We start from the raw sequence: 17,270 nt of genomic DNA, 5'->3' as shown, positions 1-17,270 counted from the left end.
AGTCAGTTTGGATAAAGTTCGTACTTACGACTCTTCGTTTACGTCTTCACTATTATCTACTGCAACCTTACTAGGCAAAAGCAATTCTCTTAACTTTGCTTCAATTTCATTTGAAACTTCAGGGTTGTTCTTCAAAAATTGCATGCTGTTTGCTTTACCCTGACCAATGCGATCAGAGTTGTAGCTATACCAAGCACCTGCTTTATCAATGAGCTTGTGCTTAACACCTAAATCAATCAATTCGCCATGCTTAGAAATACCTTCACCGTACTTGATGATAAACTCGGCTTGCTTGAAAGGAGGAGCAATCTTATTTTTAACAACTTTTACGCGAGTCTCGTTACCAACAACTTCATCGCCCTCTTTAACAGAACCAATTCTTCTGATATCCAAACGTACCGACGCATAGAACTTAAGTGCATTACCACCTGTCGTTGTTTCAGGGCTTCCGAACATAACACCAATCTTCATACGAATTTGGTTGATGAAAATCATCATTGTATTCGAGCGCTTCAAGTTACCTGTAATTTTACGCATGCTTTGCGACATCATTCTCGCCGCAAGACCAACGTGTGAATCACCGATATCGCCTTCAATCTCTGCCCGTGGTGTTAACGCTGCTACAGAGTCGACAACAATAACGTCTACAGCACCAGAGCGTGTCAGCATGTCACAAATCTCCAGCGCTTGTTCACCGGTGTCTGGCTGAGAAACCAGTAGCTCATCAATATTAACACCAAGCTTTTCTGCGTAAATTGGGTCAAGTGCGTGTTCTGCATCAACGAATGCACAAGTTTTGCCCTGACGCTGAGCTTCAGCAATAACTTCAAGTGTAAGCGTTGTTTTACCCGATGACTCAGGACCGTAAATCTCAACAATACGGCCTAGGGGCAATCCACCAGCACCAAGCGCAACGTCTAGCCCAAGCGAGCCCGTAGAAATGGTTTCTACATCCATTGTCTTGTTCTCGCCCAACTTCATAATTGAGCCTTTACCAAATTGCTTTTCAATTTGGGATAACGCTGCATCTAATGCTTTGCTTCTATTCTGATCTGTCATCTTAACTATGCCTATGCTTGATCTTTGGTGCGTCACATCTTTAATTATATGGACACGGGTGGGAGTGAGACCGCTGTTACTTGTTCTTACTCGCCTGTAATTTGTTATGCTGTTTAGCGATTACTTTACGCGCTTTATTTATTCCCAATAGGTTGCTACTTGCTTTTATGAACGCACTTTTAAATACGAATTTTTAAACAAGAGCTTCTATAATCATACCCTAACAACTTCCACACACATTCTATACTGTACAAGCATACAGTTTCAACCAGTGTTTTAATTATTTTGTCTTGCAAAACGGTACAACACAAAAAGACATTTAACCGCTGTCTAGCTGATACTAAAACTTTTACAAACAAGCTTAATATTCATGTTTGCGGCTGCTCAACAGTTACACTTCGCTAAGCATTTTCAATGCATAATTGAGAGCAAACTCCACCGCTTGACCGCGAACATCATCTCTATTGCCACTGAATACTTGTTTTACTTGCTGTGCATGCGTACCGCATATAAAACCGAACCACACAGTGCCAACAGGCTTACTTTCACTACCGCCACCGGGCCCGGCGATGCCGCTAACCGTTATCACTAGTTCTGCACCGCTTCGCTTTTGAACACCCGCCGCCATTTCAGTTACAGTCTGTTGGGAGACAGCGCCATATTTTTCCAACGTTTCGCTTTTTACCGATAACTCACAGTTTTTAGCCGCGTTCGAATAAGTAACCCAAGACTGATTAAACCAGTCTGAACTGCCTGCAACACTAGTAAAAGCAAACGCAATTCCTCCACCTGTACACGACTCTGCAGTCGATGCCGTCCACTTTTTATCACGCAATACATCGCCAATAGCCATCACTTGAGTAGTTAACGCGCTATCAATCGTTAAAGATATGGTTTTTGTTTCGGAATCGGTTGAAAATGGCGTAGTCATGTCAATTTATCATCAGCGTGTTTGGTAGCGGAGAGTTTATCATTTATTTGTTACCATACGCATTAACACCGTAAACAAATCTATTGAGGTCGTTTTTTGGAATCACATACTCCTATGATGCGCCAATACCTTACGATTAAGGCGCAGCATCCGAATATTCTCTTGTTTTATCGCATGGGCGATTTTTATGAATTGTTTTTTGATGATGCCAAAAAAGCCGCAGAACTCCTCGACATTTCGTTAACTGCCAGAGGTAAATCTGGCGGCGACCCCATCCCAATGGCTGGGGTACCCTATCATGCGGTAGAAAGTTACCTTTCTCGCTTGGTTAAAATGGGGGAGTCGGTAGCGATATGTGAGCAGGTTGGCGATCCGGCTACCAGCAAAGGGCCAGTAGAGCGACAGGTCCAGCGTATTGTCACACCAGGTACGGTTACCGACGAAGCGCTTTTAGAAGAGCGGCGAGATAATATATTAGCCGCAGTGTGTGGCCACTCTATGCATTATGGCTTAGCCACGCTGGACGTTACTAGTGGGCGCTTTGTAGTATTTGAATGCGATAACGATGAAAATTTATTAGCGGAAATACAGCGGGTTAATCCAGCCGAACTGCTCTATCCAGAAGGCTTCGAGCAACTCTCACTCATTGAGAGCCGAAAAGGATTAAGAAGACGTCCTGAATGGGAATTTGATATTGATACCGCAGATGAGCAGCTTAATCTACAGTTTGGAACTAAAACCCTCGATGGTTTCGGACTTAAAGGTATCACCAAAGGCTTAGGCGCAGCGGGTTGCGTATTACAATATGTAAAAGACACCCAGCGAACCGCCCTACCTCATATTAGACAAATACAAACAGAACAGCAGGACAGCCGCGTTCAGCTAGATGCGGCTACCAGACGCAATCTAGAGCTCACCCATAACTTATCTGGCGGTCAAGAAAACACGCTTTTTAGTGTAATGGACACTACCACAACGGCCATGGGTAGTCGCCTGTTACAACGGGTTATCCACTCGCCGCTTACCGACCAACATGAGCTACAGAGTCGATTAGACGCCGTTGACGCCTTTATTGATGATAGCCCTGACGATATTCGCAGCGCCCTAAAACACATTGGTGATATCGAACGCATCATGGCACGCTTAGCTCTTCGCTCTGCACGGCCTAGAGATTTTGCCAGATTAAAAAACGCGTTTAACGCTTTACCTGATTTACACGACGCATTATCGCGCTATGAAACGGGGCAAATAAGGCAAATCAGCCAAACTGTCGGCACTTATCCCGAGCTGCAGACACTACTCAATCACGCCATTATTGATAACCCGCCGGTAATTATACGAGAAGGCGGCGTCATAGCACCTGGCTACAACGAAGAATTAGACGAATTGCGAGCCCTCTCTCAGGGTGCTACTGACTATCTTGAGGCAATGGAACGCCGAGAAAGAGAGCGTACTGGTATTTCTACCCTTAAAGTAGGATACAACCGAGTACATGGCTTTTTTATAGAAATTAGCCGCGCCAACAGCGCAAATGCACCATCGGAGTATATCCGTCGTCAAACGCTTAAAAATACCGAACGCTTTATTACCCCAGAACTAAAAGAGCACGAAGACAAGGTGCTTAGCAGTCAAGGCGCGGCGCTTGCACTTGAGAAAAAGCTGTACGAAGCACTATTTGATGAGTTTACGCCGCACTTAAATAACCTAATAGACAGTGCCGCGGCACTGGCAAAACTCGATGTTTTGTGTTGTTTCGCCGAACGGGCAATTGCTTTAGATTGGCACAGGCCAAGGCTCAGTAACGAGTGTGCACTTACTTATGAGGAAGGGCGCCATCCTGTTGTAGAAAATGTAATGAAAACACCATTCATCGCCAATCCACTGCAACTAGATACCGCTCGGCGAATGCTGATAATTACGGGCCCGAACATGGGTGGTAAATCTACTTACATGCGTCAAACAGCGCTTATTGCTCTGCTAGCGTGCATAGGTAGTTTCGTTCCAGCTCAGCAAGCGCATATAGGGAAATTAGATCGTATCTTCACCCGTATTGGTGCATCTGATGATCTTGCGTCAGGGCGCTCAACCTTCATGGTCGAGATGACAGAAACGGCCAATATTTTAAACAACGCTACAGAAAACTCTTTGGTGTTAATGGACGAAATTGGTCGCGGTACGAGTACTTACGATGGATTATCACTGGCGTGGGCATGTGCAAGTTACCTTGCTAAACAGCTTAATGCCTATACCCTTTTTGCTACCCATTACTTTGAACTAACCGAGCTGCCAGACACACAGCAAGGTGTGGTCAACGTGCATTTGGATGCTGTTGAGTTTGAAGATACTATCCGCTTTATGCACACGGTGTCAGAAGGAGCAGCAAGTAAGAGTTTCGGGCTACAGGTAGCCCAGTTAGCTGGTGTACCAAGAGCGGTTATTCAAGCGGCTCAACTTAAGCTAGCGGCATTAGAGTCTTCTCATATTATGACTCAAGGGGAAGAGAGTGCGCCCGATAAGGCAGCAAGTATATCGAAAGCTACATCAAAGGCTGCATCACAGGCTACATCAAACGCAAAGCCAAAAGGCCAAGCAGAATTGCTGTTTCCAGATAAACCCAACCCTGCTGTCGATGCTCTAGCGAACATATCTCCCGATGAACTCTCTCCGCGGCAAGCTCTCGACCTTATATACACCTTAAAGCGCTTAAGTCAGTCTTAGCCGCAAGGCCAAGTTTAGGTCACAACTGGCCTAAACTTGGTGTAAATCTGGCGTAAATTTGCACATCATGTGGGCAAATAGATTGTCTGTTTACATGGTTTTGCGTATACTATCGCCCCGTCCAAAGTGTAGATGGTTTCTTTCTGAAATCGGCCTATATTTACCATACAACCCTAACGTTCTAGGTTTCGCATGACACATTATATTTTCGTCACTGGTGGTGTAGTTTCATCGCTTGGAAAAGGTATTGCAGCAGCATCTCTGGCCGCAATTCTTGAAGCTCGCGGTCTCACCGTTACCATGTTAAAACTCGACCCTTACATCAACGTCGACCCGGGCACAATGAGCCCTATACAGCATGGTGAAGTATTTGTTACCGATGACGGTGCAGAGACAGACCTTGATCTTGGTCACTACGAGCGTTTTATTCGCACCCGTATGACTAAGCGTAATAACTTCACTACAGGTCGTGTTTACGAAGAAGTACTAAAACGTGAGCGTCGCGGCGATTACTTGGGGGCGACCATTCAGGTTATTCCGCACATTACTAACGAAATTAAGCGTCGCGTTATTGAAGGTGCTGAAGGTCATGACGTTGCCATCGTAGAAGTGGGCGGTACCGTAGGTGACATTGAGTCACAACCTTTCTTAGAAGCCATTCGTCAACTAGGTACTGAGGTGGGTCGCGAGCGTGCTATGTACATGCACTTAACACTTGTGCCTTATATGCCTGCGTCAGGTGAAGTGAAAACAAAACCCACTCAGCACTCGGTTAAAGAATTGCGCTCAATTGGTATTCAACCAGATATTCTTGTGTGTCGCTCTGTAGGTGCACTACCTACCAGCGAACGCTCTAAAATTGCGCTTTTCACCAACGTAGCAGACAAAGCGGTTATCTCGTTAAAAGATGTGGATAGTATTTATCGCATTCCAGCTGCGCTTAAAGCACAAGGCATGGACCAGCTTGTTGTCGATCGCTTCGGATTTGATTGCCCAGAAGCTGATTTAGTTGAATGGGAACAAGTACTTTACGCAGAGTCCAACCCAACTGCCGAAGTGAATATAGGCATGATTGGTAAATATGTTGAATTACCCGATGCTTATAAGTCGGTAAACGAAGCATTAAAGCATGCAGGCCTTAAAAATAGACTGACAGTCAACATTCACCATATCGACTCTCAAGATGTGGAGAGTAAAGGAACGCAAATACTTGAAAAGCTAGACGCTATCCTAGTGCCCGGCGGTTTTGGTGAACGCGGCATCGAAGGTAAAATTGCAGCAGCTCGCTACGCCCGAGAAAATAAAGTTCCATATTTAGGTATTTGCCTTGGGATGCAGGTTGCACTTATTGAGTTTGCTCGAAACGTTGCAGGCATGGCCAATGCCAACAGTACTGAATTCGACCCTGAAACTGCATATCCTGTAGTAGGTTTAATCACGGAGTGGTTAGACGCTGCTGGAACTACCGAAACACGCACTGAAACATCAGATCTTGGCGGTACAATGCGATTGGGCAGCCAGCTGTGCCATTTAATTGAAGGCACTAAAGTGCATGAGATCTATGGGAACGTTGAAATTTACGAGCGCCACCGTCACCGCTACGAAGTGAACAACAACTTACGCGATGAAATCGAAGCTGCAGGCCTTAAGGTAAGTGGTTTGTCCACTGACAAACGACTTGTAGAAGTTATAGAAATACCTGACCATCCTTGGTTTATCGCTGGTCAGTTCCATCCTGAATTTACTTCAACACCTCGCGATGGTCACCCATTGTTTAAGGGGTTTGTTGAAGCCGCGGGTAAATATCAAAAAGAAAATCACTAGTTTCTAATAAAGGGAACGCTTTCCCGTTGCGTTCCCACATCAAATGTTGAGGAAATAACATGGCGAAAATTAGTCGCATAATCGGACGTGAAATCTTAGATTCACGCGGTAATCCAACTGTAGAAGCAGACGTTTACTTAGAGTCTGGCGTAATGGGTCGTGCGGCTGCACCATCTGGCGCATCTACTGGTAGCCGCGAAGCATTAGAACTGCGCGACGGCGACAAGTCTCGTTACCTTGGTAAAGGTGTAACTAAAGCAGTAGCGGCTATTAACGACGCAATTGCTCCAGCGCTGCTAGGCAAAGACGCACTTGCACAGTCTGATATCGATCAGGTGATGATTGACTTAGACGGCACCGAAAACAAAGAGACTCTTGGCGCTAATGCTATTTTGGCTGTGTCTCTTGCAGTTGCAAAGGCAGCCGCGCTTGAAAAAGGCGTTGCACTTTATGAGCACATCGCTGACCTAAATGGTACGTCTGGCCAATACTCAATGCCGGTGCCTATGATGAACATCATCAATGGTGGCGAGCACGCAGACAACAACGTTGATATTCAAGAATTCATGGTTCAGCCAGTTGGCGCGAAAAGCTTTAAAGAAGCACTGCGTATGGGTGCTGAAATCTTCCACGCGCTTAAGAAAGTACTTTCAGCGAAAGGTCTTAACACCGCAGTAGGAGATGAAGGTGGTTTTGCACCTAACCTTAGCTCAAATGCAGAGGCACTTGCTGTTATCGTGCAAGCCGTTGAAAACGCTGGCTACAAAATGAATGAAGACATTACTCTTGCGCTAGATTGTGCCGCGTCTGAATTCTACAAAGACGGTAAGTATGTGTTGTCTGGTGAAGACAAGAGCTTCGATTCTGAAGCGTTTGGCGACTATTTAGCCGACCTTTCTTCACAATACCCTATTGTATCTATCGAAGATGGCTTAGATGAAAGCGACTGGGATGGCTGGGCGAGCTTAACGAAGAAGATTGGTGACAAAGTACAGCTTGTTGGCGATGACTTGTTCGTAACTAATACCAAAATTCTTAAGCGCGGTATCGATAACGGTATTGGTAACTCAATCCTTATCAAGTTCAACCAAATTGGCTCGCTAACAGAAACGCTTAATGCAATTAAGATGGCGAAAGACGCTGGCTTCACTGCTGTTATCTCTCACCGTTCTGGCGAAACTGAAGACGCGACAATTGCTGATTTAGCGGTAGGTACTGCTGCAGGTCAAATCAAAACTGGCTCTCTTTGCCGTTCTGACCGTGTCGCTAAGTACAACCAACTTCTACGTATCGAAGAAGCGCTTGGTAGTGCAGCAACCTATAAAGGCCTTTCTGAAATAAAAGGTCAGTAAAGCGTTGCCTAATATAGCTCAACGAGAGTAGACAGGCTCTACCTTTGAGAAGGCGTTAGTGCTACTTGTACTAACGCCTTTTTTGTTTTTAGTGCAACTGAGGGCAAATTTTAATTGGGCGCTGAGGGATGGTTATTCTCAAACAAAGACTAATTCTTGTTTCTAGAAGTGGCTAGCTTCTCATATTCTTGATACGGTTAGTGCAGAGACAGTCAAAACGCGATGTTAACGTGAGCACAAACAGTCATCCGCCAAAAACACAATCAGGTTTTTTTAACGACTTAGGCGAACTGGGTGGAAATCACGCACAGTTTTCTGAAGTGTGTACGGCGCTGTACGAAAGGGAGCTTTTGTTTATTGCACACAGCGGGATCACTAATGCGTCTATTCTTAAACGCCGAATCGGCGGATTACCTCATCACATTAGAAGCGTCGCTCGATATTTTGTCACTAACCCAACGCCTCTATCTACCGACACATACAACGGAAGCTGGTATGCCAAGCAGCCTAAAGCAGCACCTCGTTTACCTCAAGACACCGACGCAACTGCTCAGTGGTTTAGAAAACACGCAGATTATGGATTAATTGTTCCTGTATTGATAAAAACCATCGAAGGTATTCACCTTGAATTAGACGCTATCGACAAAACGATGTTGGTAGATGATGTCGTTCATTTGAATAAACACGGTTGGTTTACAGTTGATGGAATCAATCGGGGAAACAGTCAGGAAGCTGATCAAAGCGAGAAGCAGGCGAGCCCTCACGATGAAGACTCCTATAGAGAGTCACAACAAAAGGGACTTGAAAACCACGGCTCTTTTGATAGTAAAGTTCTTCTTAAACCAACGAAAACTATCATGGCGAGCGCCTGCTCAGGTCATGCTTGGAACTTCAAATCTCGAGTATCACCTCGTGCACTGTCTATTAGAGAGATGCGGCTGTCTACTCAAATAAACTGGAAGAACTTTACCTTATTAAAATAAAGGACTTGTCGACGCCGCTTCTTTCTACCTAAGCGACAGTAGCAATGCGCCCACGAACAAAAATATGAATAAAAATTCAAAAATAATAATTATTAATCCATTTAGCAACTTCCTCATACTAGTCAAAAAGAGTACAAACATACTAACCATGTCAAAAGTCAGACTCCTTATCTGCATTAGCAGCATTCAAACAGGCGTTTAAGACATGAAACCAGAGAGTCCCCACCACTAATTAGGACAGGCATCCTAATATAGGCATCAAGATCAACTATTTCATAAAAATATAATCATTATGGTAAACAATGGTTGACGTTTAAGGCTCACATGGTTAAATTGGCGCTATAAATTTTGGTCTGCAAAGATAACTGAAAAATGCGTATCCGTTTTCTTCTTACACTACTCCTGATGGCAGCTAGACTGCACGGGTAGATTGCGACCAGCGATTAATCACACAAAACCCGTGCACAGCACGGGTTTTTTTTTAACTATTCTATTGAGAGAGCGTCATGACAAATCAAGTGAAAATCTTTGATACCACATTGCGAGACGGTGAGCAGGCCTTGCCAGCAAGTCTAAGTGCCAAAGAGAAGTTACAGATTGCGCTGGCGCTCGAGCGATTGGGCGTAGACATCATAGAAGCAGGTTTTCCTGTGTCTTCACCTGGCGATTTCCAATCAGTACAAATGATTGCGAAAGAGATCAAAAACTCAGTAATTTGCGGCCTATCCCGCGCCCTTCCCGGTGATATCGATGCATGCGGCCAAGCCCTTAGCGTAGCTGAACAGTTTAGAATACATACCTTTATTGCCACATCGGAAATACACGTTGGTGCGAAATTACGCAAGTCTCATGATGATGTGGTAGACATGGCCGTAGCTGCGGTAAAGCATGCCCGTAAATACACCGATGACGTCGAGTTTTCATGTGAAGACGCTGGCAGAACGCATATCGACTACCTGTGCCGTATGGTAGAAGCCGCTATTACAGCCGGCGCCACCACGGTAAATATTCCTGATACTGTTGGCTACACAACGCCCACTGAGTTCGGCGGTATTATTCAGCAGCTGTTTAATCGAGTTCCTAATATCGATAAAGCCATTATCTCTGTGCATTGCCATAACGATTTGGGCCTAGCTGTTGCTAATTCTCTCGCCGCAGTAGAGCAAGGTGCTCGTCAGGTGGAGTGCACTATTAATGGTATTGGTGAGCGTGCGGGTAACGCATCGCTTGAAGAGATTGCAATGATCTTGCAAACCCGAAAAGGCTTGCTTGGTATTGATACCAATATTAACTCAACAGAAATCTCACGTACCTCGAAACTCGTCAGCCAGTTATGCAATATGCCAGTTCAATCTAACAAGGCTATTGTTGGGGCCAACGCCTTTAGTCACTCGTCAGGCATACATCAAGACGGTGTCTTAAAAGCGCAAAATACCTATGAAATTATGACACCTGAGAGTGTCGGTATTAACAAGAACAACCTTAACCTAACCTCTCGTTCGGGTCGCCATGTAATAAAACACAGGCTAACCGAGTTAGGTTACAAGCCTGAAGAGTTTGATTTAGAGGCCGTTTACGACGCATTTTTGAAACTGGCTGATAAGAAAGGACAGGTCTATGACTATGACCTTGAGGCACTGTTGTTTTTCGATAAACAAAAGCACGACCAAGCGCACTATCAGCTTCTTTACCTTCAAGCTAATTCAGGTAGAGAAATTATCCCTAGTGCTACCGTAAAGATGAAAGTAGGTGAGCAAGAGATTACGCAAGCATGTACAGGTAATGGACCAGTAGATGCAGCATTTAAAGCCATAATCTCTATTTTGGGTCATGAAGACTTAGAAATTGTCGACTTTAAACTAGACTCGAAGGGCGAAGGTGCAGATGCATTAGCGCAAGTCAGTGTTATTGCCACATATAAAGAGCGTCGGTTCCACGGTATCGGCTTAGCCACAGATATCGTAGAAGCCGGTGTAAAAGCATTGATATTCGTACTGAACAATACTTATCTGGCCGACCAGATTGATCAGCAAAAGAATCAACAAGAACGCGTTGTAGGAGAATAAATGAGCCAGTTTTCAATTGCCGTATTAGCCGGTGACGGTATCGGTCCAGAAGTTATGCAAGAGGCCAACAAGGTCTTAGATGCTGTAGAAAAGAAGTTTAGCATTACATTGAAGCGCACTGAGTTTCCCGTGGGTGGTTATGCTATCGATACCGAAGGCGAAGCGCTTCCAGCGAAAACGCTACTAGGTTGTGAACAAGCAGACGCGATTTTGTTTGGCAGTATAGGCGGGCCTAAGTGGGACACACTGCCACTTGAACAGCGTCCTGAACGCGCCGCGCTGCTTACTTTAAGAAGCCGCTTCGATTTATTCAGTAACCTGCGACCTGCCCGTATCTATCCTGGCCTTGAAGGTTTATCTCCACTTCGTGAAGACATCGCTAAGTCTGGCGTAGACGTATTGGTAGTGCGTGAACTTACTAGCGGAATATATTTTGGCCAACCCAAAGGTCGCGAAGGTGAAGGCGAAGAAGAGTTTGCCTACGACACCATGCGCTACAGCAAACGAGAAATTCGCCGCATCGCAGTGGCAGCGTTTGAAGCAGCGCAAAAGCGCCGCGGAAAAGTGACCTCAGTGGATAAAGCCAATGTACTGGTTACCAGTAGATTGTGGCGAGAAGTAGCAGAAGAAGTAGCAAAAGACTTTCCGGATGTAGAGCTAGATCATATCTACATCGACAATGCGACCATGCAAATAATGAAGAACCCCGCGCAATTTGACGTCATGCTGTGTTCAAACTTGTTTGGCGACATCGTATCTGATGAGTGCGCAATGATGACCGGCTCTATGGGGCTTTTACCTTCAGCTAGCATGAATGAAGAAGGATTTGGCTTATACGAGCCTGCAGGCGGTTCAGCGCCAGATATCGCGGGACAAGGTATTGCAAATCCCATCGCTCAAATTTTATCAGCAGCTATGATGTTGCGGTTCAGCATGAACCTAAATGACGCCGCAGATGCAATAGAAAAAGCAGTGGTAGCGACTCTTGAAAAAGGCGTACTTACCGGCGAGTTACTGCCTGAAGATAAAAGAGAACAAGCTTCAAGTACATCGCAAGTAGGCGATGAAATTGTTAAACAATTAATGGCGCAGGAGTAGAAATTCCACATGGCCAAGACCTTATATGACAAAGTATGGCAAGCACATATTGTTGACCAACTAGGCGATGACAGCCTAATTTATATCGATCGTCACCTAATTCACGAAGTAACTTCTCCGCAAGCTTTTGCTGGACTTAACGAAAAAGGCCGTAAAGTGCGACGCCCAGAAAAGACTGTTGGTACTATGGATCACAGCATTTCAACCCGTTCACTTGCGATTGATGCCTGCGGCCCAGATAACGCGCTACAACTTCACACTCTTGCAAAAAACTGTGAAGAGCACGGAATTCAGCTTTACCCTGTCGGCCATCAAAAGCAGGGTATTGTGCATGTAATGGGGCCGGAGTTAGGTCTCATTCAGCCTGGAATGACGGTAGTATGCGGAGACTCTCATACCGCTACACACGGAGCTTTTGGCGCTCTTGCTTTTGGAATTGGCACATCTCAAGTAGAGCATGTTTTAGCAACGCAAACCCTCAAACAAAGCCGCGCAAAAAGCATGCTTATTAATGTAAATGGCAAGCTTCCTGTGGGAATTACGGCGAAAGATATTATTCTTGCCATCATTGGCAAAATTGGCCATGCCGGCGCAACAGGGCATGTCATTGAATACGCTGGTGAAGCTATACGCAGTCTTACAATGGAAGAGCGTATGACCGTGTGTAATATGAGTATTGAAGCGGGTGCAAAAGCAGGTTTAATTGCGCCAGATGACATTACTTTTAATTACCTAAAAGATCGTGAATATGCGCCGAAAGACCAAGCATGGGATGATGCCCTAGCCTATTGGAAAACCTTATATACCGAAGAAGGCGCAAGCTTCGACACTTTTGTTGAATTAGAAGCTGCCGATATAGCACCACAGGTTACATGGGGAACCAACCCAGGCCAAGTAATTGGGGTTAATACGCCTGTTCCTGCACCTGAAGACTTTACCGACCCAATTGAAATAGAGAGCGCGAAAAAAGCGCTGAGCTACATGGGCTTAAAAGCTGGCGAAAAACTAGCTGACGTAGCAGTGAATCATGTTTTCATTGGCTCGTGTACCAATGGCCGTATAGAAGACTTGCGAGCTGCTGCTCACGTTGCCAAAAAAGGCAAAGTATCATCATCAGTTACCGCTATTGTGGTGCCGGGTTCTGGGGCAGTAAAACGCCAAGCTGAAGCTGAGGGTTTAGATAAGATTTTCGAAGAGGCTGGCTTTGAGTGGCGCTTACCTGGCTGTTCAATGTGTTTAGGTATGAACGATGACAAACTTGTTTCTGGCGATCGCTGTGCATCAACCAGCAACAGAAACTTTGAAGGACGCCAAGGTCGTGGTGCACGCACTCATTTAGTGAGCCCCGCAATGGCTGCGGCCGCAGCGATTAACGGCCACTTCGCCGATGTTAGAGACTATCAGGAGTAATACATGTTAGAGCAAGGTTTTACACACCACACGGGCATTGCAGCACCGTTAGACCAAGCCAATGTGGACACAGACCAAATTATTCCTAAGCAGTTTCTTACGGGTGTCACCCGTATAGGCTACGGCAAGCACCTTTTTCACGATTGGCGCTATTTGGATTTAAAAGAGCAAGAGCCTAATCCAGACTTCTCACTGAATAAGCCTGAACATAAAGGCGCTAGCATTTTACTCGCTAGGGAAAACTTTGGTTGCGGCTCTAGTAGAGAGCATGCCCCGTGGGCGCTTGCAGATTTTGGCTTCAAAGCTGTAATCGCAACAAGCTTCGCTGACATTTTTTATGGTAACTGCATCAACAACCAGTTGGTTCCAGTCGCTTTAACGAGCGAACAAATGGATGCGCTATTCGATGCGGTAAAAGCTGATGCTGCTATTACCATTACTGTCGATTTACCTGCACAAACCGTTAGTTTTGGCGATGTATCATTTAGCTTCGATATTGCCCCTCACCACAAAACTAACCTAATAAAAGGTCTTGATGCCATAGGTCAAACACTAGAATTAGCTGATGCCATCGATGCATTCGAGGCAAAGCAACCTAGTTGGTTATAGGCGTTTAGCATTACCTGCACTGTTGCTGAAGACTAAACTGGCCAGCTTGGCCTTAGACGCAACAAACTGATAGCAACAAACTGATAAAAGAAAAGCGAGCGTAATTTTATTACGCTCGCTTTTTTATGGTGACTGATCCGTCCTAACTTGTCACTGGTGTGCCGTCATCGTTGAATTTGGCAATATCAGCACCTGATGACTCCCACTCTTTTCGCTCTTCGTCAGTTGCTTTAGGCGAGAACCAGCCAACGTAAGCGTAAAATATTCCAATAAGCGGCGCTGTCCAGCATGCGAAAGCCAGCGGTATGTACAATAGGTTCTGCAAATTATCGCCAGAAATTCCAAGCCCTAGCGCCGAGATAACAAAAGCACCACCAGCGTTCCAAGGGATCATTGGCGACATAAGTGTTCCGCCCTCCTCAATGCCTCGGGAAAGATTAAGCGTTGAATACCCCATGCCGCGATAAACAGGAGAATACATACGTCCTGGTAGAGCAACAGACAAATAGGGGTCGCCGGCAACGAGATTAGTTGCAAACGCAGTTCCTACCGCTGCAACTTGAGTACCTGCGAACGTTTTTGCTTTACTTTTTATCGCATTAATAATGCTTCTCAAACAGCCTGTCGTCTCTAACGCCCCTCCAAACCCTAGTGCAATAAGCACCAATGAAATTGTCCACATCATCGACTGTATACCGCCGCGATTCAGCAAACTATCTATTTCGCTAATGTTTGTTTGAATTGAATATCCGTTGTTCGCATAATCAAAAACAGCTTGTAAGCTTTCACCTTGAGTAATCATGGCAAAAGCGGCACCTACTACAACCCCTGCAAACAAAGAAGGCAGCGGCGGAAATTTCTTTAATGCTAAGCCCATTACCACCAAAGCAGGCAGCAATGCCCATGCAGATATATAAAAGTTATCTTCCAGTGCGTTAGTTATGCCTTCAATTTTTTCAAAAGACACACTTTGAGCATCGATCACAAAAAAACCAACGGCAATATAAATAAGAAGAGCTATAACCATCGCAGGGATAGTGGTGGCCATCATATTTTTAATGTGGGAGAACACATCAGTGCCGGTAACCGCAGGGGCGAGATTAGTTGTATCGGAAAGAGGCGACACTTTGTCCCCAAAAAACGCACCAGATACCACGGCACCAGCTGTCCAATACATAGGTATGTCAAAGCCCTCGCCTATACCCATTAGCGCTAACCCAACAGTGCCCACACTCCCCCAACTCGTTCCTAAAGACACCGATACAACCGCACATATGATCATATCCGCTGCCAAGAAAATCTCGGGAGAAAGTGTTTTTAAGCCATAGTAGATAATGGTTGGAACCGTTCCGCTGGCAATCCAAATACCAATAATCATACCCACGGTAATAAGTACACTGACCGAAGGCAGTGCCACGTGAATAACTTTGAAAATGCCCGCGCGTATATTCTTCCAGCTAAGGCCGAGATAAATACCAACAAAGCTAGCCAAAGCCAACCCTATAGCAAGCGGGATATGAGGCTCAAAAACCCCAAAATAAAATATCTGAGTTCCCAAAATGAAAAGTGTTAGTACAACGGGCGTTAGTGCTAGTAATAAACCAGGCGTAACCTGTTGTTCATCTTTCATGCTAATTCCTTAAATGTTGAATCAAGGGCGTACTAAAATCACCCCTTACAAAAAAGCTAACCACTTTAAACTTTAGTCTATTTGCTACGTCAGGTTTTACAGAACAGATCGGGAACATGCATATGAACAAGTAGCTACAAATTTGCAAAGCCTCATTGCAAAAATACCAAAAGTGCCAAACTCGCTATTTAGATATGAATGACACAAGAAAACATTCAAATACATGAAGTATTATTTGGCATATTAAATCAAAGCACCCTATGCTACTTTAACTACGCTTGAAACTATCGAATTCAAAAATTGCAGTAAATGGAAAAACAAATGCTAGAACAAGTGCCTATCGATGAACTGAAGCCAGGAATGTATGTGACTCAAGTTCTCGAGCAGTCTGGTAACTTGCAAATACGCTCTAAAGGCGTTGTAAAATCGCAAAGCATCATACAAACATTGAAAAACAAGGGTATTTTATTGCTGGAGGTCGACTTAACAAAGTCAAAACACTTCAATGATAATAGTGCCGGCGATATAAACGCTAATACAGTCGAGCAAGCTGAGACTTCAGAAAGCGTAAGCGCGTCAAAGCCCAAACCTGTTGGCAAAGACTCCATCAGTGAAGCGAGCGAACTGTACGAAAATGCGCTTTCTATTCAAAGCAAGTTTATAACTGCGCTAAATAAAGGTGCAGTAACAGACTTGTCGCCAATGTCGTCCTTATCTCACAGTCTTATTGAAAGCGTATTTGATAACGGCGATGCACTTAGCTGCCTAACTCTTATAAAAGATGCTGACAACTATTTACTAGAGCACTCTATTAACTGCTCAATACTCACCGGTATTTTCTGCAAGTTTCTTGGCTACAATAGAGACACTATCGAACAAGCAAGCTTAGGTGCTCTGCTCATGGATATTGGTATGTCTTCAATACCAGCCGATGTGCGAAATGCCCAACTTCCGTTATCAGACGACGATTTTGCCGTGTTAAAAACCCACGTTGAAATAGGCACATCGTTAGTTGAACAATGCGGAGACATCTCAGATTTATCATTGCAGATTATCGAACAGCACCAAGAACGTATAGACGGCAGCGGCTACCCAAGAGGTCTAAGAGGAGATGAAATAACGGAGTTCGCCCGCATTGCTGCTATTATCGATAACTACGATGAAATGACATCAAACAACAATGCTCAGCCCAGTCTAACGCCAATTCAGGCGCTAAAACGCCTTTCAAGCTCTGACGGTCTCGACCAAGAACTTGTTAAACAATTTATTAAGTGCATCGGGGTCCATCCCGTGGGCTCTTTAGTAAAGCTGAAGAGTGGTAAATTGGGCATTGTAAGCAAGGTTAATCCAGCCGACCCGATAAGCCCGCATGTAATGACGTTCTACAGTTTAAAGGGCAACCATTTCAACGAAATCAAAAAAATCGATTTAAGCCATTACGATGATGAAGTGGTGTCGGGCGTAAAACCTGAAGAATTTAGTCTTAATCTTCCCAAATTTTTCAAAGAAGTATTTATTCATCAAGCCCCAAATTAAGAGAGACCTGTTGACTGCATCCCTAGCCTTTCATGCAGTCAACGCTCCCATTTA

The 17,270-nt window shown here is 44.8% G+C and carries 12 protein-coding genes; 9 read left to right on the top strand and 3 right to left on the bottom strand.

All coding sequences use genetic code 11. The features are described 5' to 3' along the window. Positions 1-24: 24 nt before the first annotated feature. On the bottom strand, positions 25-1,059 hold the full coding sequence (gene recA, locus CW735_RS04470; RefSeq protein ID WP_071978805.1) for a recombinase RecA: 1,035 nt from the start codon (positions 1,057-1,059) through the stop codon (positions 25-27). A 391-nt stretch (positions 1,060-1,450) separates the two neighbouring features. Beyond that, positions 1,451-1,990, bottom strand: a complete 540-nt coding sequence (locus tag CW735_RS04465) for a CinA family protein (protein ID WP_083595198.1) — start codon at positions 1,988-1,990, stop codon at positions 1,451-1,453. A gap of 114 nt (positions 1,991-2,104) precedes the next feature. Between CW735_RS04465 and mutS the strand changes: the two genes are divergently transcribed. From mutS to leuD, 8 genes are all read left to right on the top strand, one after another. Then, on the top strand, positions 2,105-4,708 hold the full coding sequence (gene mutS, locus CW735_RS04460; RefSeq protein WP_071978804.1) for a DNA mismatch repair protein MutS: 2,604 nt from the start codon (positions 2,105-2,107) through the stop codon (positions 4,706-4,708). Positions 4,709-4,900: 192 nt separating this feature from the next. Further along, positions 4,901-6,532 carry a CTP synthase gene (locus tag CW735_RS04455; protein WP_071978803.1) on the top strand — a complete coding sequence of 544 codons (1,632 nt, stop codon included), beginning with the start codon at positions 4,901-4,903 and terminating at the stop codon, positions 6,530-6,532. A gap of 59 nt (positions 6,533-6,591) precedes the next feature. Then, positions 6,592-7,884 (top strand): phosphopyruvate hydratase, encoded by a 1,293-nt coding sequence (eno, locus tag CW735_RS04450; protein WP_071978802.1) that lies wholly within the window; start codon positions 6,592-6,594, stop codon positions 7,882-7,884. A gap of 230 nt (positions 7,885-8,114) precedes the next feature. Next, positions 8,115-8,867, top strand: a complete 753-nt coding sequence (locus tag CW735_RS04445; RefSeq protein ID WP_071978801.1) for a hypothetical protein — start codon at positions 8,115-8,117, stop codon at positions 8,865-8,867. A 506-nt stretch (positions 8,868-9,373) separates the two neighbouring features. Beyond that, entirely contained in the window at positions 9,374-10,933 is a 1,560-nt protein-coding gene (gene leuA, locus CW735_RS04440; RefSeq protein ID WP_071978800.1) for a 2-isopropylmalate synthase, read from the top strand. Continuing rightward, positions 10,934-12,031, top strand: a complete 1,098-nt coding sequence (leuB, locus tag CW735_RS04435; RefSeq protein WP_071978799.1) for a 3-isopropylmalate dehydrogenase — start codon at positions 10,934-10,936, stop codon at positions 12,029-12,031. It abuts the gene before it with no gap. A 9-nt stretch (positions 12,032-12,040) separates the two neighbouring features. Further along, on the top strand, positions 12,041-13,441 hold the full coding sequence (gene leuC / locus CW735_RS04430; RefSeq protein ID WP_071978798.1) for a 3-isopropylmalate dehydratase large subunit: 1,401 nt from the start codon (positions 12,041-12,043) through the stop codon (positions 13,439-13,441). A 3-nt stretch (positions 13,442-13,444) separates the two neighbouring features. Next, the gene (gene leuD, locus CW735_RS04425) at positions 13,445-14,050 is read left to right on the top strand and encodes a 3-isopropylmalate dehydratase small subunit (RefSeq protein WP_071978797.1); all 606 of its coding nucleotides are present in this window, start codon (positions 13,445-13,447) and stop codon (positions 14,048-14,050) included. Between the two features lie 142 nt (positions 14,051-14,192). Here the strand turns inward: leuD and nhaC are convergent, their stop codons facing one another. After that, the gene (nhaC, locus tag CW735_RS04420; RefSeq protein ID WP_100971088.1) at positions 14,193-15,680 is read right to left on the bottom strand and encodes a Na+/H+ antiporter NhaC; all 1,488 of its coding nucleotides are present in this window, start codon (positions 15,678-15,680) and stop codon (positions 14,193-14,195) included. Between the two features lie 321 nt (positions 15,681-16,001). Between nhaC and CW735_RS04415 the strand changes: the two genes are divergently transcribed. Then, the gene (locus CW735_RS04415; protein WP_071978795.1) at positions 16,002-17,216 is read left to right on the top strand and encodes an HD-GYP domain-containing protein; all 1,215 of its coding nucleotides are present in this window, start codon (positions 16,002-16,004) and stop codon (positions 17,214-17,216) included. Positions 17,217-17,270 lie beyond the last annotated feature (54 nt).

Source organism: Alteromonas sp. MB-3u-76 (assembly GCF_002831605.1).
GTDB lineage: Bacteria > Pseudomonadota > Gammaproteobacteria > Enterobacterales > Alteromonadaceae > Alteromonas > Alteromonas hispanica.
This window is presented reverse-complemented; position numbering and strand designations above follow the sequence as displayed.